The 26,404-nt window shown below is 75.4% G+C and carries 21 protein-coding genes; 14 read left to right on the plus strand and 7 right to left on the minus strand.

Annotated elements, in window-relative coordinates:
• Positions 1 to 62: 62 nt before the first annotated feature.
• Positions 63 to 1,535, minus strand: a complete 1,473-nt coding sequence (locus IEW03_RS09100) for an NAD-dependent succinate-semialdehyde dehydrogenase (RefSeq protein WP_188523349.1) — start codon at positions 1,533 to 1,535, stop codon at positions 63 to 65.
• 75 nt (positions 1,536 to 1,610) lie between these two features.
• On the opposite strand from IEW03_RS09100, the gene IEW03_RS09105 reads away from it, so the two are divergent.
• From IEW03_RS09105 to IEW03_RS09115, 3 genes are read left to right on the plus strand one after another with little or no spacing between them, the layout of a single operon-like run.
• Entirely contained in the window at positions 1,611 to 2,141 is a 531-nt protein-coding gene (locus IEW03_RS09105) for an AAA family ATPase (protein WP_188523350.1), read from the plus strand.
• Between the two features lie 42 nt (positions 2,142 to 2,183).
• Positions 2,184 to 3,119 carry a 4-hydroxy-tetrahydrodipicolinate synthase gene (gene dapA, locus IEW03_RS09110; RefSeq protein ID WP_188523351.1) on the plus strand — a complete coding sequence of 312 codons (936 nt, stop codon included), beginning with the start codon at positions 2,184 to 2,186 and terminating at the stop codon, positions 3,117 to 3,119.
• Between the two features lie 23 nt (positions 3,120 to 3,142).
• Positions 3,143 to 4,828, plus strand: a complete 1,686-nt coding sequence (locus tag IEW03_RS09115; RefSeq protein ID WP_188523352.1) for a ribonuclease J — start codon at positions 3,143 to 3,145, stop codon at positions 4,826 to 4,828.
• 148 nt (positions 4,829 to 4,976) lie between these two features.
• Here IEW03_RS09115 and IEW03_RS09120 read toward each other — a convergent pair whose 3' ends face one another.
• A complete protein-coding gene (locus IEW03_RS09120; protein ID WP_188523353.1) occupies positions 4,977 to 5,558 on the minus strand; it encodes a TetR/AcrR family transcriptional regulator in 582 nt (193 codons plus the stop codon).
• Positions 5,559 to 5,642: 84 nt separating this feature from the next.
• Between IEW03_RS09120 and IEW03_RS09125 the strand changes: the two genes are divergently transcribed.
• Together IEW03_RS09125 and IEW03_RS09130 are read left to right on the plus strand one after the other, a co-directional pair.
• A complete protein-coding gene (locus tag IEW03_RS09125) occupies positions 5,643 to 6,056 on the plus strand; it encodes a hypothetical protein (RefSeq protein WP_188523354.1) in 414 nt (137 codons plus the stop codon).
• A gap of 343 nt (positions 6,057 to 6,399) precedes the next feature.
• Positions 6,400 to 8,922, plus strand: coding sequence for an FtsK/SpoIIIE family DNA translocase (locus tag IEW03_RS09130; RefSeq protein WP_188523481.1), 2,523 nt, complete (start codon positions 6,400 to 6,402; stop codon positions 8,920 to 8,922).
• Between the two features lie 92 nt (positions 8,923 to 9,014).
• Here IEW03_RS09130 and IEW03_RS09135 read toward each other — a convergent pair whose 3' ends face one another.
• A complete protein-coding gene (locus IEW03_RS09135; RefSeq protein WP_229737856.1) occupies positions 9,015 to 10,337 on the minus strand; it encodes a CapA family protein in 1,323 nt (440 codons plus the stop codon).
• A gap of 97 nt (positions 10,338 to 10,434) precedes the next feature.
• Between IEW03_RS09135 and pgsA the strand changes: the two genes are divergently transcribed.
• The 3 genes from pgsA (at position 10,435) to IEW03_RS09150 (ending at position 12,090) form a co-directional block, all read left to right on the plus strand.
• Positions 10,435 to 11,034, plus strand: a complete 600-nt coding sequence (pgsA, locus tag IEW03_RS09140; protein ID WP_188523355.1) for a CDP-diacylglycerol--glycerol-3-phosphate 3-phosphatidyltransferase — start codon at positions 10,435 to 10,437, stop codon at positions 11,032 to 11,034.
• Entirely contained in the window at positions 11,031 to 11,504 is a 474-nt protein-coding gene (locus IEW03_RS09145) for a CinA family protein (RefSeq protein ID WP_188523356.1), read from the plus strand. Before pgsA ends, IEW03_RS09145 begins: the two co-directional genes overlap by 4 nt.
• A 235-nt stretch (positions 11,505 to 11,739) precedes the next feature.
• Positions 11,740 to 12,090, plus strand: a complete 351-nt coding sequence (locus IEW03_RS09150; protein WP_188523357.1) for a helix-turn-helix domain-containing protein — start codon at positions 11,740 to 11,742, stop codon at positions 12,088 to 12,090.
• A 99-nt stretch (positions 12,091 to 12,189) separates the two neighbouring features.
• On the opposite strand, the gene IEW03_RS09155 is transcribed toward IEW03_RS09150, so the two are convergent.
• Positions 12,190 to 12,990 carry a DNA-formamidopyrimidine glycosylase family protein gene (locus IEW03_RS09155; RefSeq protein WP_188523358.1) on the minus strand — a complete coding sequence of 267 codons (801 nt, stop codon included), beginning with the start codon at positions 12,988 to 12,990 and terminating at the stop codon, positions 12,190 to 12,192.
• 195 nt (positions 12,991 to 13,185) lie between these two features.
• On the opposite strand from IEW03_RS09155, the gene IEW03_RS09160 reads away from it, so the two are divergent.
• Complete coding sequence (locus tag IEW03_RS09160) at positions 13,186 to 14,010, plus strand: DUF998 domain-containing protein (RefSeq protein ID WP_188523359.1); 825 nt, start codon at positions 13,186 to 13,188, stop codon at positions 14,008 to 14,010.
• On the opposite strand, the gene IEW03_RS09165 is transcribed toward IEW03_RS09160, so the two are convergent.
• On the minus strand, positions 13,976 to 19,099 hold the full coding sequence (locus IEW03_RS09165) for an Lhr family helicase (RefSeq protein WP_229737888.1): 5,124 nt from the start codon (positions 19,097 to 19,099) through the stop codon (positions 13,976 to 13,978). The genes IEW03_RS09160 and IEW03_RS09165 overlap by 35 nt on opposite strands.
• 151 nt (positions 19,100 to 19,250) lie before the next feature.
• On the opposite strand from IEW03_RS09165, the gene IEW03_RS09170 reads away from it, so the two are divergent.
• From IEW03_RS09170 to IEW03_RS09190, 5 genes are all read left to right on the plus strand, one after another.
• Entirely contained in the window at positions 19,251 to 19,484 is a 234-nt protein-coding gene (locus IEW03_RS09170) for a DUF3046 domain-containing protein (protein ID WP_188523361.1), read from the plus strand.
• A 29-nt stretch (positions 19,485 to 19,513) separates the two neighbouring features.
• Positions 19,514 to 21,616, plus strand: a complete 2,103-nt coding sequence (locus IEW03_RS09175; RefSeq protein ID WP_188523362.1) for an alkaline phosphatase family protein — start codon at positions 19,514 to 19,516, stop codon at positions 21,614 to 21,616.
• Positions 21,613 to 22,560 carry an MBL fold metallo-hydrolase gene (locus tag IEW03_RS09180; protein ID WP_229737857.1) on the plus strand — a complete coding sequence of 316 codons (948 nt, stop codon included), beginning with the start codon at positions 21,613 to 21,615 and terminating at the stop codon, positions 22,558 to 22,560. The genes IEW03_RS09175 and IEW03_RS09180 overlap by 4 nt, the downstream gene beginning before the upstream one ends.
• Positions 22,561 to 22,768: 208 nt before the next feature.
• Positions 22,769 to 23,899, plus strand: a complete 1,131-nt coding sequence (gene recA, locus IEW03_RS09185) for a recombinase RecA (RefSeq protein ID WP_188523363.1) — start codon at positions 22,769 to 22,771, stop codon at positions 23,897 to 23,899.
• Between the two features lie 43 nt (positions 23,900 to 23,942).
• Entirely contained in the window at positions 23,943 to 24,635 is a 693-nt protein-coding gene (locus tag IEW03_RS09190) for a regulatory protein RecX (RefSeq protein ID WP_188523364.1), read from the plus strand.
• Positions 24,636 to 24,776: 141 nt separating this feature from the next.
• On the opposite strand, the gene IEW03_RS09195 is transcribed toward IEW03_RS09190, so the two are convergent.
• Both IEW03_RS09195 and IEW03_RS09200 read right to left on the minus strand, forming a co-directional pair.
• A complete protein-coding gene (locus tag IEW03_RS09195) occupies positions 24,777 to 25,697 on the minus strand; it encodes an amino acid ABC transporter permease (protein ID WP_188523365.1) in 921 nt (306 codons plus the stop codon).
• Positions 25,694 to 26,383: an amino acid ABC transporter permease gene (locus tag IEW03_RS09200; RefSeq protein WP_188523366.1), complete on the minus strand. Its 690-nt coding sequence runs from the start codon at positions 26,381 to 26,383 to the stop codon at positions 25,694 to 25,696. Before IEW03_RS09200 ends, IEW03_RS09195 begins: the two co-directional genes overlap by 4 nt.
• Between the last annotated feature and the right edge of the window lie 21 nt (positions 26,384 to 26,404).

A 26,404-nucleotide genomic window follows, 5' to 3' on the forward strand; every position in this document is an offset into this window, starting at 1 on the left:
TCGGCCACCACGGCCGGAGACGACCGACGTGCGGACGGCGCGGCTCGGGACCGTCGCGGCTCTCAGAGCGCGACGTAGACGGTCTCGAGATACTCCTCGAGCCCCGCCTCGCCGCCCTCGCGGCCGAGGCCGGACTGCTTCACCCCGCCGAACGGGGCGCTGGCGTCCGAGACCATCCCGCGGTTGATGCCGATCATCCCGGCCTCGATCTCGTCGCTCGCGCGCAGCGCGCGGTCGAGCGACGTGGTGTAGGCGTAGGCGGCGAGCCCGTACTCGGTGTCGTTCGCCAGCTCGATCGCCTCGTCGTCGTCGGCGAACGCGACCACGGGCGCCACCGGGCCGAAGATCTCCTCGCGCACCACGCGCTGTCCCGCATCGACGCCCGCCAGCACGGTGGGGGTGTAGAAGCTGCCGGGCCCGTCCGGCGCGCTCCCGCCGGTGAGGACCTGGGCGCCGTGGTCCGTCGCGTCGGACACCAGGGCGTCGACCTTCTCGACCGCGCGCGCGTCGATGAGGGGGCCGACGTCGACGCCGTCGTCCCAGCCACGGCCCACGCGCAGCCGGGCGAAGCGGTCCGCGAGCCGCCGGGCGAACTCCCGGGCGAGGGAGTCGTGCACGAGGAACCGGTTGGCGGCGACGCACGACTGTCCGGCGTTGCGCAGCTTCGCGACCGTGGCGCCCTCGAGGGCGGCGTCGAGGTCGGCGTCGGCGAACACGACGAACGGGGCATTGCCGCCCAGCTCCATCGAGCAGTTCAGCACCTGGTCGGCCGCCTGGCGCAGCAGCGAGCTGCCCACAGCCGTGGAGCCCGTGAACGACAGCTTGCGCAGGCGCTCGTCCGCCAGGAGCGGGCCGACGACGTCGCCTGCGCTCGTGGTCGGGACCACGTTCACCACGCCCGCCGGCAGGCCGCGGTCGGCCAGCTCCGACCGGATCACCTCCGCGACCAGCATCGTCGTCAGCGGCGTCGCGTGGGCGGGCTTGATCACGACCGTGCAGCCGGCGGCGAGGGCCGGCCCGATCTTGCGGGTGGCCATCGCGATCGGGAAGTTCCAGGGCGTGACGAGCAGGGCCGGCCCGACCGGGCGACGGTGGACGTGCTGGCGGTTGGTCCCGGCCGGCGCCGTGCGCACCAGCCCGTCGGTGCGCACGGCCTGCTCGGCGTACCAGCGCAGGAAGTCGGCGCCGTAGAGCACCTCCGCCCGCGCCTCGGCCAGCGGCTTGCCGCACTCCGCGGTGATGAGGGAGGCGAACGCGTCGGCCCGCGCGACGATCCGTTCGTAGACCGCCCGCAGCAGCTCCGAGCGCTCGCGGGGGGCGACGGCGCGCCACGCGGCGGCGGCCCCCGAGGCCGAGTCGAGGGCACGGCGCCCGTCGTCGGCAGAGGCGTCGGCGACGTCGAACAGCACCTGTCCGGTGGCAGGGTCGGCGACCTCGAACGTGCGACCGCCTGCGGCGGGACCCCAGTGGCCGCCCGCCAGCATCCCCGTCGGCAGGTGCGCGACGAGCGCGGGGGACAGCGGGGCGGCGGCCATGGCACCGAGTATGCACGGACCGCCGTCTGCTCGACACGTGGCGGTGGGCACCGGGTCGGTCCGTAGGATCGCGCTGTGGATCCACGCCGCCGCCGCCCGACCCTGCTGCTGCTCAACGGGCTCCCGGGGGTCGGCAAGTCGACGGTGTCGGTCGCCGTCGCCGCTCGCCGCCCCGGCACCCTGAACCTCGACATCGACGTCGTGCGCGGCCTGATCTCCCGCGACGCCGGCGATCCCGCCTCGACGGCCGGGCCGGCGCGGGCGCTCGGCCTCGCGATGGCCGCCGAGCACCTGCGCGGCGGGAGCGACGTGGTCGTGCCGCAGCTGGTGGCGCGCCCCGACCAGGCCGCCCGGTTCGAGCGGGCGGCCCGGGACGCCGACGCCGTCTTCGTGCACGTCGTCCTCGAGGCGTCGTGGGCCACGGTGGCGTCGCGCCAGACCGGTGACGCGGCCGCGCACCGGCAGGGGCTGGACGCGCCGGCCATGGCGGCCTACGGCGAGGGCCTGCGGGCCGTCGTCGACGGCCCCGGTGTCGTGGTGCTGGGCACGGACGGCGTCGAGGTGCACGACGTCGTCGCGCACGTCGGGCGGCTGCTCGAAGGGTGAGCCTGGCGTCCCGCAGGACGGTGCGCCCGGTACGGTTGACCCATGACGTTCGCCCCGGCCTCCGCGCGCCCGTTCGGCGCGGTCCTCACCGCCATGGTCACCCCGATGACGCCGGCGGGAGAGGTCGACCTCCCTGCGGCGGCCCGCCTCGCGAAGCGGCTGGTCGACGACGGCAACGACGGGCTCGTCCTGTCGGGCACCACGGGCGAGGCGCCCGCGACGCACGCCCCGGAGAAGGCCGACCTCGTGCGCGCCGTCGTGGACGCGGTCGGCGACCGCGCCTACGTGCTCACGGGGGCGGGCTCCAACGACACCGCCCACGCGGTGCGGATGGCCGAGCAGGGCGCAGAGGCGGGGGCCCACGGCCTGCTCGTGGTCTCGCCCTACTACTCGCGTCCCACGCAAGAGGGGCTCTACCAGCACTTCGCGGCGGTCGCCGACTCGACCGACCTGCCCGTCATGATCTACGACATCCCCGGCCGCGCCGGCGTGCGCATCGCCCCGGCCACGTACGAGCGCATCGCGGCTCACCCGCGCGTCGTGGCGACCAAGGACGCCACCGCCGACGTGGCCGCCATGCCCGCCCTGCGGGCCGCGACCGGCCTGGCGTGGTACTCGGGCGACGACGGCCTGCTGCTGCCGTTCCTCGCCCACGGCGCCGCCGGCATCGTGTCGGTGTCCGCGCACGTCGTCGGGGGCCGGTTCGCCGAGGTCGTGCGGCGTTTCGACGCCGGGGACCACGCCGGCGCGCTCGAGGTCTTCACCACGACGCTGCCCGTCATCGCGGCGATGAACGGCGCCGGGGCCCAGGCCGTCATGGTCAAGGCGGCGCTCGAGGTCCTCGGGCTCGCCGAGGGTCGCGCGATGCGCCTGCCCAACGTGCCCGCGAGCGAGGCCGACGTCGCCGACGTCCGCGCCGCGCTCGCCGCGGCCCGCATCCTTCCGGGCGTCCTGGAGGACGCCACCACACTTCCGTAAGACACCACAGGCCAGGAGGCCCCGTGAGCCACCCTCACCCCGAACTTCCCCTGCCCCCCGCCCTGCCGTCGAAGGGGCTTCGCATCGTCGCCCTCGGCGGCCTGGGGGAGGTGGGGCGCAACATGGCCGTCCTCGAGTACGAGGGCCGGCTGCTCATCATCGACTGCGGGGTCCTCTTCCCCGAGGACCACCAGCCCGGCGTCGACCTCATCCTGCCGGACTTCGACTACATCAAGGACCGTCTCGACGACATCGAGGCCATCGTCCTCACGCACGGTCACGAGGACCACATCGGCGCCGTGCCGTACCTGCTGCGGCTGCGCCGCGACATCCCGCTGGTCGGCTCGCGGCTCACGCTCGCGTTCGTGGACGCCAAGCTCAAGGAGCACCGCATCCGGCCCGTGCTGCGGGTCGTGGCCGAGGGCCAGGCGGAGCGGTTCGGCCCGTTCGACTGCGAGTTCGTCGCGGTCAACCACTCGATCCCGGACGCGCTCGCGGTCGCCGTCACCACCGGCGCGGGCACCGTGCTGCACACCGGCGACTTCAAGATGGACCAGCTGCCGCTCGACGGCCGCGTCACCGACCTGCGCGCCTTCTCCCGGCTCGGCGAGAAGGGTGTCGACCTGTTCATGGTCGACTCCACGAACGCGGAGGTCCCCGGCTTCGTCACCAACGAGGTCGAGATCGGCCCGGTGCTCGACAGCGTCTTCGCCCAGGCGGAGAAGCGCGTCATCGTCGCGTCGTTCTCGTCGCACGTGCACCGCGTGCAGCAGGTGCTCAACGCCGCGCACGCGCACGGCCGCAAGGTCGCGCTCGTCGGCCGCTCGATGGTGCGCAACATGGGCATCGCGTCCGAGCTGGGCTACCTCGACGTCCCGCCGGGCGTCCTCATCGAGCTCAAGCAGGCCGCCAGCCTGCCCGACGACCGCATCGTCTACATGTCCACCGGGTCCCAGGGCGAGCCGATGGCGGCCCTGAGCCGGATGGCCAACGGCGACCACAAGGTGCAGGTCGGCCACGGCGACACCGTGATCCTCGCCAGCTCGCTCATCCCGGGCAACGAGAACTCCGTGTTCCGCGTCATCAACGGCCTGACCCGCCTCGGCGCGCGCGTCGTGCACTCCGGCAACGCCAAGGTGCACGTCTCCGGCCACGCCAGCGCGGGCGAGCTCCTGTACTGCTACAACGTGCTGCGTCCCAAGAACGTCATGCCCGTGCACGGCGAGGTGCGCCACCTCGTCGCCAACGGGGCGCTCGCGGTGCGCACCGGCGTCCCCGCCGAGCGCGTGGTGCTCGCGGAGGACGGCGTCGTCGTCGACCTCGTGGACGGCAAGGCGTCCGTGGTCGGCGCGGTGCCGTGCGGCTACGTCTTCGTCGACGGCTCGTCCGTCGGCGAGGTGACGGAGAACCAGCTCAAGGACCGGCGGACCCTGAGCGAGGAGGGCTTCGTCTCCGTCTTCGCCGTGGTCGACACCGCCACGGGCAAGGTGCTGGCCGGGCCGCAGATCCAGGCGCGGGCCATGGCCGTGGACGACGCCGTGTTCGAGGAGATCCAGCCGGACGTCGTCGCCGCCCTCGAGGAGGCCATCGCCGGGGGAGCGACGGACACGTACCAGCTGCAGCAGATCATGCGCCGGGTCATCGGCCAGTGGGTGAACCGTCGCCTGCGCCGCCGCCCGATGATCGTGCCGGTGGTCGTCGAGGCCTGACGGCCTGAGGGCACGGGCGCGGCCGAGACGCGCTCAGGTACGCACCCGCCGCAGGGCCGGCACGGACTCCCGTGCCGGCCCTGCGGCGTATCGCTCCTGCGGCGTCTCGCTCCTGCGCCGACTCGACGGCACCAGGGAGGGCGCGGGGTCAGCGGGCCAGGAGCGCGGGCCCGACGGCGCCCGCCGCGGCGTCGTAGCGTGCGGAGCGCGCGGCCAGGTCGCCGGGCAGCAGCCCGCCGAGCTCGAGCGAGACGAGGCCGTGCACCAGGCCCCACAGGCCGACGGCCACGTCCTGGACGTGCTCCGGCGGGGCGTCGAGGACCCGCGCCGCCGCGTCGCGCAGCACGAGGAACGTGGGCTGCTGGACGGGGTCCGGCGCGTCGGGTCCCGGGCGGACGCCGCGGTCGAACATCACCCGGTAGAAGTGCGGGTCGGCCAGCGCGCTGTCGCGGTAGGCACGACCCAGCTCCCGCAGGTCACCGACGGGGTCCCCGCCCCGCGGGACGGACTGCAGGCGGGCGGCGAAGCGCCGGAATCCCTCCGCGCTCACGGCCGCGAGCAGCTGCTCGCGCGAGCCGAACAGCGCGTAGACGGCGGAGGCGCTGGTGCCGGCGGCGGTCGCCACGGCCCGGACGGTGAGCGACTGCTCGCCGCCCGTGGAGATGGTCTCGGACGCGACCTCGAGCAGTCGGGTACGCAGGGCGTCGTCGTGCACGCGGGGCCTGGCCATGCGGAGAGCCTAACCCGTTGACACACGTTTGGGAACGGTGTTCTATAACAGTGTTCGCAAACATTGCCGTCCCTGGAGGTCCCCGTGCTCGAGCTCACCGACGCCGCCCGCATCACCGCGGGGATCGTCCTGCTGACCGTCGTGGCCATCGAGTCCGGCGGCTACTTCCTCGTGAAGGTCGTGACGGGCCGGGTGGCCGCCACGGGGTTCCAGACGTCGTTCTTCCGGGCGGGGCACGCGCACGCCGGGGTGCTCGTCATCCTGGGCCTGCTGTGCGTGCTGCTGACCGAGGCCACCGACCTCGGCGGGTTCGCCCGCTGGCTGGCCGCCACCGGCGTGCTCGTGGCCGCGATCGTCATGCCCGCGGGCTTCTTCTTCTCGGCGATGGGAGCGGGCCGGACGTCGCCCAACCGGGCGGTGGTCCTCCTGCCGCTCGGGGCGGTGGCGCTCGCCGCCGGCGTCGTCACCCTGGCGGTCGGGCTGCTGACGGCCGGCTGAACCGGCCGCGCGGAAGGACACGCGCCCCGGACCTGCGCCGTCGGGAGGTCGAGCGCGGGTACCGTGGACCATCATGGCGACCCGGACACCCGCCCGGAGGATCACCGGGACCCCCCGGGGAGCGGCGAGGACGGGGCGGAACGCCTCCGTGTCCGCCCCGACCCGGCGTGCGCCCGCACGCAGCGGCACCACGCGTTCCGGCGGCAAGGGCTCCGGACGGGGCCGCAGCACGTCGAGCAACGCGCGTCGCCGGCCGGCCCGGCGCCCCGCACGCAGCGAGCCCGCGTGGCCGGTGCGTGCGGTCCGCGGCCTGTACCTGGGGGTCGCGCACGGGCTGGGCGCCATGACCCGCAGCATCACCAAGGGAGCAAGAGACCTGGAACCCGAGCACCGCCGAGACGGCGTCGCCTTCTTCCTCATCGCCCTCGCGCTGATCGTGGCCGCGAGCGAGTGGTGGGGGCTGTCCGGAACCTTCGGCGAGGTCGTGCACGCGGTCGTCGCCGGGACCGTCGGTCTGGCCGGCGTCGCCGTGCCGGTGCTACTGATCTGGCTGGGGGTGCGCGTCATGCGCCACCCCGAGCGGGGCCAGGCGAACTCCCGCGTCGCGATCGGCCTCACGTTCATCGTCATCGCAGTGGGGGCGCTCGTCGCCATCTCCGAGGGGAACCCGTCGCCCCGCGACGGCTTCGAGGGAGTCAAGGACGCCGGCGGGATCATCGGCTACCTCACGGCGACGCCCGTCGTGACCGGGGTGACCGAGTGGGTCGCGGTCCCGCTCTTCCTCCTGCTGGGGTTCTTCGGCCTGCTCGTCGTCACGGCCACGCCCGTGCACCGCATCCCCGAGCGCCTGCGCGGGCTGTACGACCGGCTCACCGGGAACCACGCGCCCGCCACGGACGACGACGGCCTGGCGCTCGCCGACGGCGTCTCGCGCCACGACGGCAGCGACGACCCGGCGCCCCGCAAGAAGCGCACGCGCAAGACCAAGGCCCAGCGCGCGGCGGAGGCCGCCGAGGCCGCCGGGCTCGACGAGTACGCCGGCGACGAGGCCTTCGAGAAGGCCGCCACCCTCGAGAAGGAGGCCGCGGCGCTGCGCACCGGGGCCACCCGGAAGGTGGACCGCACCCCGGCGACGCAGGTCGTCGCGGGCGCGGCGCCGGCCGCGAAGACGGACTCGCCCGCGCTCGTCGACGAGCCGGCGGGGGCCAAGGCGCCGTCCGACCTGCCCCCGATGGGCCGCGGCGAGCAGCCGATGCTGGACGGCGACACCGTCTACCTGCTGCCGAGCGAGGACTCGCTCGGCAAGGGTGCTCCGCACAAGACGCGCTCGGCGGCGAACGACCGGGTGGTCGAGTCCCTGACCAAGGTCTTCGACGACTTCGGGGTCGACGCCCAGGTCACGGGGTTCACCCGCGGGCCGACGGTCACCCGGTACGAGGTCGAGGTCGGCGCCAAGACCAAGGTGGAGCGCATCACGTCGCTCTCCAACAACATCGCCTACGCGGTGGCCAGCGCCGACGTGCGGATCCTCTCGCCCATCCCCGGCAAGTCGGCGATCGGCATCGAGATCCCCAACTCCGACCGCGAGACCGTCGTCCTCGGCGACGTGCTGCGTTCCTCGGCCGCCCGCCGCACCGAGCACCCCATGGTCATGGGCGTGGGCAAGGACGTCGAGGGCGGGTACGTCGTCGCGAACCTGGCGAAGATGCCGCACATCCTCGTCGCCGGCGCCACCGGCGCGGGCAAGTCGAGCTTCATCAACTCGATGATCACGTCGATCCTCATGCGCTCCACCCCGGAGCAGGTGCGGCTGATCCTCGTCGACCCCAAGCGGGTGGAGCTGACCACCTACGAGGGCATCCCGCACCTCATCACGCCCATCATCACCAGCCCGAAGAAGGCTGCCGAGGCCCTCGACTGGGTCGTCCGCGAGATGGACGCCCGCTACGACGACCTGGCCACGTTCGGGTTCAAGCACCTCGACGACTTCAACGCGGCCGTCCGCTCCGGCAAGGTGCAGCCGCTGCCGGGTTCGGAGCGCAAGATCGCCCCGTACCCGTACCTGCTGGTCGTGGTCGACGAGCTCGCCGACCTGATGATGGTCGCGCCGCGCGACGTCGAGGCCTCGATCCAGCGCATCACGCAGCTCGCCCGCGCCGCCGGCATCCACCTCGTGCTGGCCACGCAGCGCCCGTCGGTCGACGTCGTCACGGGGCTCATCAAGGCCAACGTGCCCTCGCGGCTGGCGTTCGCGACGTCGTCGCTCGCCGACTCGCGCGTCGTGCTCGACCAGCCCGGCGCGGAGAAGCTCATCGGCCAGGGCGACGCGCTGTTCCTGCCGATGGGCGCGGCCAAGCCGATGCGCGTGCAGGGCGCGTGGGTGACGGAGTCCGAGGTGCACGCCGTCGTCGAGCACGTGAAGTCGCAGCTCAAGCCGGTGTACCGCGAGGACGTCACCGCCCCGGCCGCCGCGAAGAAGAAGGTCGACGACGACATCGGGGACGACCTCGACCTCCTGCTGCAGGCCACGGAGCTGGTGGTGACCACGCAGTTCGGCTCCACCTCGATGCTGCAGCGCAAGCTGCGCGTCGGGTTCGCGAAGGCGGGCCGGCTCATGGACCTGCTCGAGTCCCGCGAGATCGTCGGGCCCTCGGAGGGGTCGAAGGCGCGCGAGGTCCTCGTGCTGCCCGACGACCTGCCGTCCGCGCTCGCGCTCATCCGGGGCGAGACGCCGCAGGCGTACGACCAGGACTCCGACGCGGCGCCGGCCGACGCCTACGCGGACGGCACCGACGGCCACGCCCCGCCGGTCGCCACGGACTACCACGACGACGCCGACACCGACCCGGAGCACGGCTGGCGCTGACCGCGCGGGCGGTACCCGATGGTGCGGGCCGGATGGTGCGGGCCCGATGGTGCGGGCCCGACGCCCGGACGCCGGTCGGGCGTCGGTGCCGGTCAGTCGTCGGTGCGGGGGACCACGTCGGGCGCCGGGCCCGTCGTCTCGTGCGGTGCGGTGCGTTCGGGGGCGGCGTCTCCGACGGCGGCCCGCACCCGGTCGGCCCGGGCCTCGAGCTCGTCGCCGGACAGGGTGGACCCGGAAGGGTCGTCGAGCAGGTCGGGCAGCGTGTGCACGCGGTGGCCCGCGGCGATGTCGACCGTGCTCGCCGTCCACTCGAGGGCCGTCACCCGTGCGCGGGAGCCGGGGGCCTTCTGCGTGACGGTGGCCGACAGGAGCAGCCCGTTGTTCGTGCGGGCGTCACAGCAGTCCGCGCTCTGGTTGGACAGCAGGTTCCCCAGGCCGAAGGCCGTCCACATGCCCTGCTTGTCGGGGCCCTTGCCGACGCGGGCGATCTGCTGCGGGACGTGCGCGTGGTGCCCGATCACGAGGTCGACCTGACGCGAGCGCGCCAGGCGGCGCACGACGTCGGTCTGCTGGTCGGTGAGGTCCTCGGTGTACTCCACGCCGGCGTGCAGGCTGACGACGACGACGTCGGCACCGTCCGCGCGGGCCGCACGGGCCGCGGCGGCGAGGGCGTCGGCGTCGATGAGGTCGACGGCCCACGGGGCCTCGGCGGGCACCGGCAGGCCGTTGAGGCCGTAGGTGGCGGCGAGGTGCGCGACGGTGATCCGCCGGTCCGCGCGCCGGAGCTCGTAGAGCTGGGGCGCGTCCTGCTCGGCCTCGCTGCGGGCGGTGCCGACGTGGCCCATGCCGGCGGCGTCCAGGTGCCGCAGCGTCGCGCGGACCCCGTCGTACCCCCGGTCGACGGCGTGGTTCGACGCCGTCGAGCAGCCGTCCCACCCCTGTTCGCCGAGGTCGCGCACCAGCTCCGACGGCGCGCCGAACAGCGGGTAGCCGCTGGGCGCCGTGCCGCGCGGGGCGACCGGCACCTCCAGGTGGCACAGGGCCAGGTCCGCGCCCCGCACCCAGGGGTCGATGCCGGCCAGCAGGGGGCTGAAGTCGGTCCTGCCGCCGTCGGCGGCCGAGGCCACGACCGGCTCGTGGGGCAGGAGGTCGCCGGCCGCGAGGAGGGAGAACCGCGCGGGGCTCGGCGTCGGCGTCGGTGTCGGCGTCGGGGTGGGGGAGCCGGCGGACGGGTCGGCCGCCGCCGGGCGCGAGCCCGACGTCTCCCACGGGACGAGGCCGGCGAGCCCTCCGGGCAAGGCCATCCCGAGCCCGGCCGCGACCAGCGTGCCGGCCACGACGGCCGCGACCCCCGTGAGCAGGAGCGGTCGCCGTCGGCGCGGGGGCGGTCCGTCGTCGGACGCGTGGCGGGGCACCCGAGGAGGATAGGGCCCCGCGTGACGTCCCCGCACCGGGGTCCGCCCGTCTCGGGCGCCGTCGTCGGGTGAAACCTGGCGCCGCTAGGGTGGTGACGTGGTCACGGAAGCTCCCTCGCCCTGGAACATCGCCAACGCGGTGACGGTCCTGCGCATCCTGCTGGTGCCGGTGTTCGCGTGGGCGCTGCTCGCCGAGGGCGGGGAGTCGGTGACCTGGCGGCTCGTCGCGACGGGCATCTTCCTGCTCGCGGCGCTGAGCGACCGGGTCGACGGCCACCTGGCCCGGTCCCGAGGGCTGGTGACGGACGTCGGCAAGCTGCTCGACCCGATCGCGGACAAGGCGCTGGTCGGTGCGGCACTGATCCTGCTCTGCTGGCCGCTCGGGGAGCTGCCCTGGTGGGTGCCGACGGTGATCCTGGCCCGTGAGCTCGGCGTGACCGTGCTGCGCATGGTGGTGCTGCGGTACGCGGTGATGCCGGCCTCGCGGGGCGGCAAGCTCAAGACCGTGCTCCAGATCGCCGCCATCTCGGTGTTCCTGCTGCCGCTCGCGCACCTGCCGGGATGGTTCCTCGTCGTCGCGTGGGTGCTGCTCGCGGTCGCCATCGTCGTCACCGTCGTCACGGGGATCGACTACGCGGTGCAGGGGTGGCGGCTGCGGGCCGCCGCCCGTCGTGATCCGGGGCCCGCGGTCGCATGAGCACGGCGGACCTGGCCCGGGCCGTGCTCGACGCGGCGCGGGGGACCGGTCTCACGCTCGGCGTGGCCGAGTCGTTGACCGGCGGCCTCGTCGTCGCCGCGCTCGTCGACGTGCCGGGGGCGTCCGTGGTGGTCCGTGGCGGGGTCGTCGCCTACGCGACAGACGTCAAGGCCTCGGTGCTCGGGGTCGACGGCGCGCTGCTCGCCGCTCGGGGTCCGGTCGACCCGGAGGTGGCCGTGCAGATGGCGGACGGCGTGCGTCGCGTGGTCGGCGCCGACGTGGGCGTCGCGACGACGGGCGTGGCCGGACCCGGGCAGCAGGACGGGCACCCGCCGGGCGAGGTGTACGTCGCGGTCAGCACGGCGGACGGTGCGCGGACCCGCCGGCTGGAGCTCGCCGGCGATCGCGCGGCGATCCGTGCCGGCGCCGTCCGCGGGGCGCTCGAGCTCACGCTCGAGGCGGTGGGGTGAAGGATGCGTGTGGGCCCGTGAGCCCGGGAACAAGGGTGCCGGGCGGGGCGTTGGGCCGATTGTGATCACCGACAGGGCACGAACCCGTCTCGATGCGCGTCCCGCCCGGCCCGACCGGCCGCGGGCACGATACGGTAGTACCACCCCTGGAACCAGGGGCGGGACAGGACGGACGAGGACCACGGTCACGACCGGACACGGGCCGGCGGGGCCGGACACGGAGAGGGGGCGCGAGATGGTCGTACTGCGACGAGAGATCGGCGACGTGCTGCGCGACACGCGGCAGCGTCAGGGGCGCACCCTGCGTGAGGTGTCGTCCGCGGCAAGGGTCTCGCTCGGCTACCTCAGCGAGGTGGAGCGTGGGCAGAAGGAGGCGTCGTCGGAGCTGCTGGCGTCCATCTGCGAGGCGCTCGACGTACCGATGTCGCTCGTGCTGCGCGAGGTGAGCGACCGTATCGCCGTCGCCGAGGGGCTGCACATCCCCGACACCATCCCGGCGGACGTCTTCGCCGGCATGCTGGGCCGCGGCTGCGACTCCCGAGGCGCCGAGCCGGCGCTGCGGGAGGACCTCGCACCGGTCGGCTGACCGACGCGGCCCGCCCTGCGGGTCCGACACGTACTGTGCGAAGGGCGCCCCGGACGGGGCGCCCTTCGTCGTGCGGGGGACCGGGCGGGCCGCCGGCGCTCAGGCCGCCGCGGGCGGGCGCTGGCACCCGGGGCACCAGTACACCGGGCGGTCGTACGGCGGCCGGCCGGCGCGGCCGACGGCGATCGTGGTCGCGCAGCGCCGGCACGGCCGGCGCGCCCTCCCGTGCACGGCACGCTCGACGGCCTGCAGGCCGCGCGCACGCCCGACCTGGACGCTGCGAGCCATGAGGCGGTGCGCGGTGGCGAGCACCCGGCCGAGCGCGGCGGTGTCGAGCGTGTCGGTCGGCGTCCACGGCCAGACCCGGAGCGCGAACAACGTCTCGGCGGTCCAGATCGTGCCGAGCCCGGCGACCGGCCGCTGGTCGAGCAGCGACTCCGCCAGCGGGCGCGCACCCTGGGCCGTCAGCCGTCGCACGCCGTCGGCGAGCCCGGCGTCGAGGAAGCCGTCGCCGAGCACGTCCGGACCGAGGTTGGCGAGGAGCCGCCCCTCTTCGTGGGTCGGCACCAGGTCGAGCATCCCGAGGCTGCGCCCCAGGCAGGTCCACGAGGCGGTGGCCAGCACCGCCCGCACGTCGGGGGCGCGGGCGGCCGCGTCACGGGTGCCGGTCCGGTGCACGTGCCAGGTGCCGTCCATGCGCAGGTGCGTGTGGAGCGTGCGGCCGTCGTCGAGCCGGGTGAGCAGGTGCTTGCCGTAGGCGGCGCTCGACGTCACCGAGGCCCCGTCGAGCACGGCCCCTGCCGCCGACGGCCAGCGCAGCTCCGCCCGCACGAGCGGCGCGCCGGTGAGCGCCGCGCCGAGCCGCTCGGCCGTGAGGCGCACGACGTCTCCCTCGGGCACGAGCCCTCCTCGTCCGTGGTGAGCGTCGTCCGTGGCGGCCCTCGGCCACGGTGTCCGGGACCGCTCCCAGGCTAGCGGCGCCCGGGGGTACGAGAGGAGTACGGGCCTCCCCTGAGCGCGCTCGGGGAAACCTCAGGGGACGATCGGGGGCGAACCCGATGGTCGGCCGCTCGTGCGGTCCGCCAGGCTTGTCCCATGCCCGCCGCCCCCGCCGTCCAGCCGTCCGACCTGGCACGACGTACCCCGCCCGGCGGGCACGGCGCTGTCGGGACCTCCGGGGCGAGCATCGGCACGAGCACCCGCGTCCTCGGCTGGGTCGGAGCCGCCGCTCTTGCGGCGATGGTCGCCGCACACGTCGTCGGGGCCGCCGTGGTGGACCCGCTCGTGGACCCGGTGAGCTTCTACGCCTTCGTGCCCGGGGGCGGCGAGCTGATCCTGCTCGGCGGGTCCCTGCTGGCCGTCCTGGGGCTGGTGCTGGCGGCCCGCGCGTACGCGGCCGGCCTCGCGGCAGGGGCGGTCCCGGTGATGGCGATGGGAGTCTTCGCCGTCGCGATGGTGCTGGTCGGGCTGTTCCCGACCGACCCGCCCGACGCCGCCGTCACGACCGTCTCCGCGGTGGTGCACCGCGTGAGCGCGGCCACGGCGTTCGGCGTGCTGCCGCTCGTCGGCCTGAGCATGGCGGGCACGATCAGGACCCCACGGTCGGCCTACCCGGCCCGGCTGCGGCGCACCGCCGGTGCGCTGGCGGTGCTCGTCGGCGCGTTCCTCGCGATCCACCTGCCGCTCGCGGCGGCCGGGTCCGGGATCGCCGCCTTCGGCCTCCTCGAGCGCGCCGGCTTCGTCATCATGATCGGCTACCTGTTCCTCCTCGCCCGCACCATCGACCTGGAGACGGGCGAGACGGGCGAGACGGGCGAGACGGGCGAGGCCGGGCCGGCGGAGCTCGTGGTGGGCACCTCGGCGACGCCCCTGCCGACCGCGGACCTCAGCGAGGAGCGGGACGCAGTCCTCGCGGCGTGACGCCGAAGCCGGCGTCGAGCAGGGCCGCGGCCGCCGGCGTGCGGTCGCGGGCGGCGGTGAGGGCCGGGACGCCGTCGACGCGCTGCACCAGGAGCTTGCCGAGGCGGCCCGCGCGCGCCGCGTCCGCGAGCACCGTCGCGGCCAGCCCGAGCCTCGGGCCGCCCACCCCGAACGACAGGAGGGAGCGGCCCCCGCGCTCCACGTACAGCGCCAGGTCGCCGTCGACCATGACCACCACCGCGCCGGCCTTGCGCCCGGGGCGGTGCACCCCGCCGCGCGCGCCGGGCCGTCCGTCGCCGTCCCCTTCGCCGGACGCGGGCGCCGGCCAGGCGAGAGCAGCCCCGTACGGGTTCGCCGGATCGGCGGCGGCGAGCAGGACCGCCTGGTGCCGCAGGTCGGGGACGGCCGCGCCCGCCACGTCGTCGCGCGCGGCGGCCTCCGCCTCGAGCGCCCGCGCACGGTCCTGGGCATCGGTGCGCAGCTGGTCGACCGCGCCGGGCAGGGCGAACTGCGACCCGCCGAGGTGCTCGACGAAGTAGCCGCGCCGCACCGTGCCGCGCTCCTCGAGCTCCGACAGCACCCGGTAGATGCCACGGAACACGCCCGTCACGCCCTCGGACGGGGCGACCGCGCGGGTGAGGACCCCGTGCCGCTCCAGCAGCACCTGGGTGAGGGCGTGGGTGCGCACCGTCGGGTCCTGCTCGCGGGCCGGGAGGGCCGCCCACCGGCCGCCGCCGCCCGGGACCGGGCCGGCATGCGCCGACGACGGCCGGGCGAGGGCGAACCGCGACCGGCGCACGGGCCGCGCCCGGGCCGGGGCGCGCGGCGCCCGGTGCGCGCCCCCGGCCCCGCCGAGCCGCTCCCGCAGCACCGCGGGCGAGTCGTTCGTCACGAGCCCGGACCACACCAGGTCCCACAGGGCCTCGAGCGTGTCGGCCCGGGAGGCGTCCGCGAGCTCCGCCAGGCAGGGCAGGAAGAACCCGCCCGACCCCGTGAGCAGGTCGAGCAGCACGCGGTGCAGCGTGCTGCCGAGCGCGCCGTCGCCCTCGCCGTCCGCCTCGTCGCCGCCCGGCATGCCCAGCGTCCCCGGCAGGGGCGGCAGGGTGAGCGGGGCGTCGTCGGCCAGGTGGAGGCTCACCATCCCGTCGCCGCCGCCCGAGCCCGGCAGCCGCGCGTGGCCGCACCACAGCACGTCGCCCGCCGTCGTCAGCTCGTCGAGCAGCGCGGGGGAGTAGTCGGCGACCCGCGCCGGCAGCACGAGCGTCTCCAGGGCGCTCGCGGGCACGGCCGCGCCCGCGAGCTGCTCCACCGCCCGCAGCACGCCGTCGTGACCTCGGAGGGTGCCGCCGGCGCTGGTGGCGCCGCGGGAGGACGTGCCGGCGGATGTCGCGATGCCCTGCCACCGGGGGAGGAAGACACCGAGGGCCTCCTGGTCGACCGGCTCGACCTCGGCGCGCAGCGCCGCGAGCGACCGCCGCCGCAGGGTGCGCAGCACCTCGGGGTCGCACCACTCGTCGCCCGTGCCGCCGAGGGACTCCGGGCGCAGCCGCCCGCGCACGAGCACGCCCGCGGTCTCCAGCCGCGTCAGGGTCTGCGCCGCGACGGCCACGCCCAGCCCGAGACGGCGCGCGACGTCGGCGGCACCGAAGGGCCCGTGCGTCCGCGCGTGCCGGCGCAGCAGGTCGCCGAGGGGGTCGGGGACCGGCTCGGTGAACGTCTCGGGCACGCCCACGGGAAGCGCGACGCCGAGCGCGTCCCGCAGCCGCCCGGCGTCCTCGACCACGGCCCACTGCTCGACCTCGTCCTGCCGGTCCGCCGGGATCCCCCCGAGCCGGACACGGATCACCCGCCGCGCCGCCTCGAGCTCCGCGAGCCACGCCGCGACCTCCTCGCGGCGGTCGTCGCGGGTGCGGTCCCGCAGCGCCGCCGCCGGGTGCGGGCCGGACCGGCGCAGCACGTCCCACAGCCCCTCCGCGTCGCGCGCACGGCGCTCCGGGGCCAGCGCCTGGAGCTCTGCCTCCGTGCGTTCCACGGCGCCCGGGTCGAGCAGGTCGGCCAGCGGGGTCGCCCCCTGGTCGCCGAGCAGCTCCGCCAGCAGCGCGGGGTCCAGCGACAGCGCCGCCGCCCGACGCTCGGCCAGCGGTGCGTCGCCGTCGTAGAGGAACTGGGCGGTGTAGCCGAACAGCAGCGCCTGCGCGAACGGCGACGGCTGCGACGTCGTCACCTCGACGAGGCGGACCTGCCCGCCCGCGAGACCGCGCATGAGCTCCGCCAGCGCCGCGACGTCGAAGTCGTCCTGCAGGCACTCGCGGGCCGCCTCGAGCATCACCGGGAAGTCCGGGAACGCCGACGCCACCTGCAGCAGCTGGGACGCGCGCTGACGCTGCTGCCACAGCGGCTGCCGGCGGTCCGGACGCCGCCGCGGCAGCAGCAGCGCCCGCGCCGCCGCCTCCCGGAACCGGGCCGCGAACATCACCGACCCGCCGAGCTCCTCCCGCACGGCGCCCGGCACCTCGTCCGGGTCGATGAGCAGGTCCTCCGCGCCGAGACCAGGCGCCGCGCCGCCGTCGTCAGACGCCCGGCCCTGGTCCCACGAAGCTTCCCCGCCCTGGTCCCGCAGTGCTTCCCCGCCCAGATCCCACCCGGTGTCCCCGGTGTCCGGCAGCCGCAGCACGATCCCGTCGTCGGAGTGCATGGCCGCCACGTCGGTGCCGTACCGCTCGCGCAGGCGCGCTGCGACCACCAGCGCCCACGGCGCGTGCACCCGGGCGCCGAACGGCGAGTGCACCACCACCCGCCAGTCGCCGAGCTCGTCGCGGAACCGCTCGATGACCACGGTGCGGTCGTCCGGCAGCCGACCGGTCGCCCGGCGCTGCTCGGTCAGGTACGACGCGAGGTTGTCCGCCGCCCACGCGTCGAGGCCCGCGTCGCGCAGCGACCTCAGGCCGTGGTCGGTGCCCTGGGCCTCGTCGTCGGCGAGCAGCGCGTCCGTCGTGCGCACGAACTCCCCGACGGCGCGCCCCAGCTCGGCCGGCCGGCCGGGGGAGTCGCCCTTCCAGAACGGCAGCCGGCCGGGGAGCCCGGGCGCGGGGGTCACGAGCACGCGGTCCGGGGTGATGTCCTCGATGCGCCAGGTCGACGAGCCCAGGGTGAAGGTGTCGCCGACCCGCGACTCGTACACCATCTCCTCGTCCAGCTCCCCGACCCGCTTGCCGCCGCGCGGCCGGGCTCCGCCGTCGGCCGGCGCGTCGTCGGCCGGGGACCCCGACGTCGGCGCGTCGGTGGCGAGGAACACGCCGTACATCCCACGGTCGGGGATGGTGCCCCCGCTCGTCGCCGCCAGGCGCAGCGCACCCGGGCGACCGGACAGGCGGTCGGTCGCCCGGTCCCACACGACCCGGGCGCGCAGCTCGGCGAAGTCCTCGCTGGGATACCGGCCGGCGAGCATGTCGAGCACGGCGCGCCACGTCGCGTCGCCGAGCCCGGCGAACGGCGCCGCTCGGCGGACCAGGGCGAGCAGCTCGCCCGCGTCCCAGTCGTCGACGGCGAGCGCGGCCACGACCTGCTGGGCGAGGACGTCGAGGGGGTTCGCCGGCACGTGCAGGTGCTCGATCTCGCCCGCCCGCATCCGCTGGGCGACCACCGTCGCAGGCACGAGGTCGCCGCGGAACGTGGGGAACACGACGCCGTGCGACACGGCCCCCACCTGGTGGCCCGCCCGCCCGATCCGCTGCAGGCCGCTCGCCACCGACGGCGGCGCGCCGACCTGGACCACGAGGTCGATCGCCCCCATGTCGATGCCCAGCTCCAGCGACGACGTCGCCACCACCGCGGGCAGGCGGCCCGCCTTGAGCTCCGACTCCGTGCGGGTGCGCTCGACCCGGCTCATCGACCCGTGGTGGGCCCGGGCGAGCACCGGCACCTCGGCGCCGGGTGCGCCGTCGGGGGACGTCCCGGCGTCGTGCACGGCGGGGATGCCCACGGACACCCCTGACTGGGCCTGCACCTGCGCGGCCTGCTGGGTGCCCGGCTCCGGCAGCTCGATCCCCGAGCGCTCCGCCCACAGCTCGTTCACCCGGGCGGTCAGGCGTTCGGCGCCGCGCCGCGAGTTGGTGAACACGAGCGTCGAGCGGTGCTCGGCGACCAGGTCGACGACGCGCTCCTCGACGTGCGGCCACACCGACGCCCGGCGCAGGGGCGAGGTGGCGGCGCCGGTCAGGTCGACCTCCTCGTCGCCGGCGGGGCCGTCCCCGCCCGCGCCGGGCCCGCCCGCCGGGACCTGGGGGGCGGTCTGCGGCGTGGTCTGCGGGGCACCCGGGTCGGGGACGGTCGCGGCGGAGTCCAGGTCGGACAGGTCGGGCACCGGCACGACCACGTCGATCGCCCACCGCTTGGTCGACGGCGGCTGCACCACCACGACCTCACGACCGCCGTCGCCCGGCGTCCGGTGCCCGCCGAGGAACGCGGAGACCGCGTCGACGGGTCGGACGGTCGCCGACAGCCCGATGCGCTGGGCCGGCCGGTCCAGCATCGCGTCCAGGCGTTCGAGGCTGAGAGCCAGGTGCGCGCCGCGCTTGGTGCCCGCGACGGCGTGGATCTCGTCGACGACGACCGTCTCGACCCCCGCGAGCCCGGCACGGGCCTGCGACGTGAGGACGAGGAAGAGGGACTCGGGCGTGGTGACGAGCACGTCCGGCGGCCGGGTGGCGAAGGCCCGGCGCTCGGACGGGGGCGTGTCGCCCGTGCGGGCCCCGACGGTGATCTCCTCCACCGGCACGTCGAGCCGGGCCGCGGCCTGCCGGATCCCGGCGAGCGGCGAGCGCAGGTTGCGCTGCACGTCGGCGGCCAGCGCCTTGAGCGGGGAGACGTAGAGCACACGGCAGCGGCGCGCCCGCTCGGGCGGCGGCGTGGTGGTGAGCCGGTCGATCGCCCAGAGGAACGCGGCGAGGGTCTTGCCGGAGCCGGTCGGCGCCACGACCAGCGCGTGCCGGTCGCTGCTGATCGCCTCCCAGGCGCCCACCTGGGCGGCCGTGGGCGCCTCGAACGCCCCGCCGAACCACGCGCGCGTCGCGGGCCCGAAGCGCGACAGGACGTCGGCCGCCGGCCCCGGGGCGCGGTCGGCCGCGGTCGCGCTCGTCGCGGCTGGCCCGGCGTTCTCGGGGGTGTCCTCGGTGCTGCCCGTCACCCGGTCATCGTGGCAGGCGGCACCGACACCCCGCAGGCCGTGGCACGCTGGAACCGTGCGATATCGGGAGTTCGGAGAGCTGGTCGACGAGGTCTTCGGGCCCGCCTACGGACGCACCCTGGTGCGGGAGCAGGTGCTGACCCGCCTCGAGGGCCGCACGCCGGCCGAGGCCCTGGAGGCGGGGGTCGAGCCGCGCGTCGTCTGGCACGCCCTGTGCGACGCGCTGGACGTGCCGGACTCGCAGCGCTGGGGCCACGACACCCGCCGCCCGGCGCCGCCCGCGCGCTGAACCGCCCGCCCGCGCGGCATCATGGCGCCATGGACCGCCCCCGCCGCCTGCCGATCACGGTCGCGGACCTGCGCTTCGCGGTGTGGTCGCTGCTGTCCACGGCCGCGGGGCTCGGGATCGCCGTGGCGGTCGTCGACGGCGTGACGGTGCGTTCGCCGTGGGCCGTGCTCCCGGCGGCGCTCGCGGTGGGTGCGGGCGACGCGCTGCTGCGCGTCCCGCTGCGCCGGATCGCGCGCGCGTCCGGGGCCCTCGGGGCGCTGGTGCTCGGCCTCGGCGCCCAGGTGCTGGTCGTCCTGGCCGTGCTGCGCCTGCTGCCGGGGATCTCCAGCCGGTCGTGGGCCGACGCGGTCGCCGTGCTGCTGATCGCCGCGGTCGTCATGGCCGTGGGCCACTGGCTGGTCGGGGCGAGCGACAACGCGTACGTCGTCGGCGACCTGGTCCGGCAGGGGCGCCGCCGCGCGGGCCTGTCCCCGCGGGGCGGGGCCGGCGAGGGCGGGCAGGAGGGGACGGAGCGCCCGCCGGGCGTCCTGGTGGTCATGCTCGACGGCGTCTCGCGGGCGACCCTCGACCATGCCCTGGAGGCCGGCCTGACGCCGACGCTGGAGCGCTGGCTCGGCGGCGGCTCGCACCGGGTGGAGTCCTGGTGGGCGCGGGTGCCGTGCAGCACCCCGGCGAGCACCCTCGGCCTGCTGCACGGGACGACGGACGAGGTGCCCGCGTTCCGGTGGTGGTCGCGCGAGCAGGGCCGGCTGGTCGTGACGAACCGGCCGGCGGACGCCGCCGCGGTGGAACGCCGGGCCAGCGACGGGCGCGGCCTGCTCGCGGGCGGGGGTGCCGCCGTCTCGACGATGTTCTCCGGCGACGCCGCCACGAGCCTGCTCGTGATGAGCCGTGCGTCGGCGGGGCTCGGCCCCGGGCAGATGTTCGTCCGGTTCTTCGCCAGCCCGTTCGTGCTCGTGCGCGCCGTCGTGGGCACGGTGGCCGAGGCGCTCAAGGAGCTGTACCAGGGGTGGCAGCAGACGGCGCGCGGGGTGCGCCCCCGGGTGCCGCGGCACGGCTGGTACCCGGTGCTGCGCGCCGTCACGAACGTGCTGCTGCGCGACCTCAACACGTCGCTCGTCGCCGAGCAGCTCGTGCGCGGGGTCCCCGTCGTGGCGGTGGACCTCGTGGACTACGACGAGATCGCCCACCACGCCGGACCGCTGCGGCCCGAGTCGCTCCGCGCGCTCGAAGGGCTGGACCGCGTGCTCGGCCTGTGGCAGGAGGTGGCGGACGGCGCGCCGCGCCGGTACCGGGTGGTGGTCGTGTCCGACCACGGGCAGTCGCTGGGGGCGACGTTCGAGCAGGTGAACGGCCGTTCCCTCGGGCAGGAGGTGCGGATGCTCATGGCGGCGCGCGGTGCGGCGCCGCGGAGCACCACGGAGGCGACGGGTCACGACGTCGCCGAGAGCGAGGCCTGGGGCCCGGCGAACACCGCGCTCCACGCGCTGCGCCGCGGCGACGGGGAGGAGGCGCGCGTGCTCGTGGGCCCGGACCGGGAGCCTTCCGGGTGGGGGCACCGCGAGGGCGCGCCGCCGGCGCAGGAGCTCCCCGAGGTCGCCGTGGTGGGGTCCGGCAACCTGGGCATGGTGTGGTTCTGCCGAGAGCCGGGCCCGGTGGACGGCGCGGAGGTCGCCCGGCGCTGGCCCGCCCTGCTGCCGGGGCTGCTGGCGAACCCCGCGGTGGGGGTCGTCGTCGTGCGCGACGGCGGCGAGGTGGTGGCCCACGGTCGGGACGGCGCGCACCGGCTCGTCGGCGGCGAGGTCGACGGAAAGGACCCCCTGGCGGGGTACGGGACGCGGGCGCGGGCGGACCTGCTGCGTGTCGCGCGGCTGCCCGAGGCCGGCGACCTCGTGCTGCTGTCGGCCGTCGACCCGATGGGCCGCGTGCACGCCTTCGAGGGGCTCGTCGGCTCGCACGGCGGGCTCGGCGGGGACCAGAGCGAGGCCGTGCTGGTGCACCCGGTGGAGCTCGTCGTGCCGGACGGCGAGCGGCAGGACGTGGACGGCTCCCGCATGCTCGTGGGCGCGGAGAGCGTGCACCGGCGGATGGTCGCCTGGCTGGACGGCCTCGGGCTGCGGGAGGGGCTGTGAGCGGTGCCGCGGAACACGCGCCCGCGCTGCGGGTGACGTGGCTGGGCCACTCCACGGTGGTGCTCGACGTGCGGGCGGCGGACGGGCGGACGACGCGGCTCGTCACCGACCCGCTGCTGGGGCGGCACGCGGGGCTGCTGCGCCGTCGGGGCGAGCGGCCCGACGAGGAGGCGTGGCGGCACGCCGACGCCGCGCTCGTCTCCCACCTGCACCACGACCACGCCGAGCTGCGCTCGCTGCGGCTGCTCGGCGACGTCCCGGTGCTGGCGGCGAGGGCGAACGCGCGGTGGCTGCGCGACAAGGGGCTGCGCGGGGTGGGCCTCGACGGCGCCTGGCACGAGACGGCGGGGCACGGGACGGCGGGGCACGGCGCCGGGCACGGGGCGGGCGCGGGCCGCTGGCACGAGGGCGACTGGTACGACGTCGCGGGGGTGCAGGTGCGGCTCACGCCAGCCGTCCACGGGCATCGCCCGATGCCGCACCGGCCCAACGCCGCAGCGGGCCACGTCGTGCGCGCCGCGCCCGGCGGCAGCGGGGGGCCCGGCGGCGGGCCGACGGTCTGGGCGGTGGGGGACACGGAGCGGTCCACGGCGCTGTCCCGGGTGCGCGACCTGGCGGGCGGGCGCGTGGACGTCGCACTGGTGCCGGTCTCGGGCTGGGGCCCGCGGCTGTCGGGCGGGCACCTGGGCCCCGTGCAGGCGGCCGAGCTGTGCGCGGAGGTGGGCGCGCGCGTGGCGATCCCGGTGCACTGGGGCACATTGCACGCGCCTGGCGGGCGGCACCTGCCGCCGGGGTGGATGGACCACGCGGGCGCGGCGTTCGCCGCCGCGCTGCGCAGGACGGCCCCGGAGGCGCGCGCGGTGGTGCTGCGGCCGGGCGGGACGTGGGACGAGGAGTGGTCCGGCGAGCGGGGCGGCGAGGGGGACGGCGAGCGCGGTCCGTGAGGCGCGACACGCCGGTGCGACGGGACTGGCATCGAACACCTGTTCGGTGAGAGTCTGTCCACAGACGGGTTCCGTTCGCGGCCGTCCCCAGGCGTGCCGGTCGCACCGGTCGTTGTCGGAGGCGGCACGTACGGTCGGCAACACGATGAGCACGCAGACACGAACGCCGGCGCGCAGCCGCCGCGCCCAGAACGCAAAGGTGACCGACATGCCTGCACCGGCAGACCGCGAGAAGGCCCTCGAGGCCGCGCTCGCCCAGATCGACCGCAGCTTCGGCAAGGGCTCGGTCATGCGCCTCGGCGACGAGGGCCGCGCTCCGGTCGAGACGATCCCGACCGGTTCCATCGCGCTCGACGTCGCGCTCGGCATCGGCGGCCTCCCGCGGGGCCGTGTCGTCGAGGTCTACGGGCCGGAGTCCTCCGGCAAGACGACCGTGGCGCTGCACGCCGTGGCCAACGCCCAGCGGGCCGGCGGCATCGCGGCGTTCGTCGACGCGGAGCACGCCCTGGACCCGGAGTACGCCAAGAAGCTCGGCGTCGACACCGACGCGCTGCTGGTGTCCCAGCCGGACACCGGCGAGCAGGCGCTGGAGATCACGGACATGCTGATCCGCTCCGGCGCGCTGGACATCATCGTCGTCGACTCCGTCGCGGCGCTCGTGCCCAAGGCGGAGATCGAGGGCGAGATGGGCGACAGCCACGTCGGCCTGCAGGCCCGCCTGATGTCGCAGGCCCTGCGCAAGATCACCGGTGCCCTGAGCTCCTCGGGGACGACGGCGATCTTCATCAACCAGCTGCGCGAGAAGATCGGCGTGTTCTTCGGCTCTCCCGAGACGACCACGGGTGGCAAGGCGCTGAAGTTCTACGCCTCGGTCCGGCTCGACATCCGACGCATCGAGACCCTCAAGGAGGGCACCGACGCGGTCGGTAACCGCACCCGCGTCAAGGTCGTCAAGAACAAGATGGCCCCGCCGTTCAAGCAGGCCGAGTTCGACATCCTCTACGGAGTCGGCATCTCCCGCGAGGGCGGCCTCATCGACATGGGCGTGGAGCACGGGTTCGTGCGCAAGTCCGGCTCCTGGTTCACCTACGAGGGCGACCAGCTCGGGCAGGGCAAGGAGAACGCCCGCGCGTTCCTGCGGGACAACCCCGACCTGGCGAACGAGATCGAGAAGCGCATCAAGGAGAAGCTGGGCGTGGGCGCGAAGCTGGACTCGCCCGCCGGTGACGCGGCCGAGGCGCCCGCCCCGGGGGCGGCGGCGTCGGCCACCGGCCTGTCGGTCGACCCGGCGCCGGTCAAGGCCGGCGCCAAGGGCAAGAAGGCCGCGGCTCCGTTCTGAGGTGAGCGGTGAGACCGGCGAGCAGCACTGACGAGGGGGGCGCGTGACTGCGGAGACCACCTCGGGCGGTCGCGGCGTGGGGAAGCGTCGCGGCCGCCGGAACGGCTCACGGTCCTTCGGGCCGGACGACGGGGCGGACGGCACGGCCGCCCCGTCGGCACGCCGCACGCGCCCGACCGTGGCGGAGCGTCTCGAGGCGGGCGAGCTGAGCCTCGAGGACGCGGCGGAGAAGGCGCGAGAGGCGCTGCTGCGCACCCTCACAGCGGCCCCGAAGAGCCGCGCCGAGCTGGAGCAGTCGCTGGGCCGCAAGGGCTACCCCGACGCCGTGTCGGGGCCCGTCCTCGACCGGTTCGACGAGGTCGGCCTGATCGACGACGCCGCGTACGCCGAGATGATCGTGCGCACCCGGCACACCGAGCGCGGCCTGTCCCGCCGGGCGATCGCCATGGAGCTGAGGCGACGCGGGATCGACGAGGAGACCGCGCGCGAGGCCCTCGAGCAGGTGGACGGCGACGACGAGCGGGACGCTGCCGCGGTCCTGGCACGCAAGCACGTCGCCCGCACCCGCGGGCTCGACCGTGACGTCCGTCTGCGCCGCGCCGTCGGGTCGCTCGGGCGCAAGGGATATCCGCCGGGTGTCGCCTTCGGCGCCGTGCGTGACGCACTGGCCGCCGAAGGCGAGGACGACCTCGACGACGACTTCGCCGGTGGCGGCTACCCGGGCGCCGACGACTGAGCCGCGAGCGGTGCCGCTCGGGCGGGCGCTCCGGAGGGACCGGCGACGTCCCGGGACATGCGAAGGCCTCGGACATGCGAAGGCCCCGGACACCACGGTGTCCGGGGCCTTCGCGTGCAGGTAGCCCGCGCCGGGGACGGGTCACATGGCGCTGGGGTCCCCGGTCGCGGCGATGGCGTTGCCCGGACCGCCCGGCTTGCCCGCGACGACGGTCGGGTTGCCGATGCCTGGTCCGGCCGCGGTGGCGCCGGACGTGCGGCCCGACAGGTACCGCGAGAGCCAGCGCGCGACGGACGTCAGCGCCCAGTTGATGACGATGAAGACGAGCGCCGCGATCGTCAACGTCTGCAGGTTGTTGCCGTTGCCGTTGCCGAAGATCTGCGCGGCGCGGAGGAGCTCGTCGTAGGTGATGATCTGTCCGAGCGCCGTGTCCTTGAGGACCACGACCAGCTGTGAGACCAGGGCGGGCAGCATCGCGATGAGCGCCTGGGGGAGCTGGATCGAGCGCAGCGTCTGGCCGCCGGTGAGGCCGACCGCCAGGCCTGCCTCGGACTGGCCCTTGGGGAGGTTGCCCACGCCGGACCGCACGAGCTCGGCGATGACCGACCCGTTGTAGAGGATGAGCGCGATCACCACGGCGAGGAACGCCGGCTCCGTGCCGATCCGGTTGAAGCCGAGCAGCAGCCAGAAGAAGATCATCATCAGCAGCACGGGCACGGCGCGGAAGAACTCCACGACGACGCCGCTCGCCCAGCGCACGGTCCGGGACCGTGCGAGGCGCCCGGCGCCGAAGACCAGGCCGAAGACCACGGCCCCGACGATGGCGAACCCGGCGGCGCGCAGGGTGTTCTGGAGGCCGGGGATGAAGTAGTCCTGCCACGCGCTCGCGGTGAAGACCGGGCCCCACAGGTCCCAGGAGAGCTGGCCCTTGCGGGCGAGCTCGGCCACGACCAGAGCCGCGATCCCGAGGACGACGAGAGCACCCACGACGTTGCCGAGGGCGATGCGGCGCCTGGCCCGGGGCCCCGGTGCGTCGAAGAGGACGGAGTGCTGGGAGCTCATCGGCGCACCGCCAGTCGGTTCGAGAGGTACGTGGTCAGCAGGCCGATGGGGATCACGAGGATGACGAACCCGATCGCGAAGGTCATGAAGATCGCGTAGATGAGGTCCGAGTTGCTCTCGATCATCTCCCGCATGAGGGTCGACGTCTCGGTCGAGACACTCGCCGCCGCGGCGACCGTGGAGTTCTTCAGCAGCGCGATGAGCGTGTTGCCCAGCGGCGCGATCGCGCCGCGGAACGCCTGCGGCAGGATGATCAGCCGAGCCGCGGGCAGGAACGGCAGGCCGATGGCCCGTGCCGCCTCCGCCTGGCCCAGCGGGACCGTGTTGACCCCGGAACGGATCGCCTCGCAGACGAACGCCGCGTGGTACACGGTCAGGCCGATCACGGCGAAGCGGAAGAAGTTCGTCGCGAAGTCGTCGGACATTCTGATCTGCAGCTGCGTCCACACCGCGAGGAACATGAACGTCATGATGATGGTCAGCGGCGTGTTGCGGAGGATGTTCACGTAGGCCGTGCCGGCCCACTGCAGGCTCGCGATCGGCGAGATCCGCATGAGCGCGAGGACCGTGCCGAGGATCAGCGAGAAGATGGCGGCCCAGAACGTCAGCTGGATGTTGACCCAGAACGCTCCCAGCACGTCATAGTTCGCGAACAGCTCCGCGAACTGCGACAGGAAGTCACCCACGGTGTGTCAGCCTCCCGGAGG

Source organism: Isoptericola cucumis (assembly GCF_014635665.1).
Classification (GTDB): domain Bacteria; phylum Actinomycetota; class Actinomycetes; order Actinomycetales; family Cellulomonadaceae; genus Isoptericola; species Isoptericola cucumis.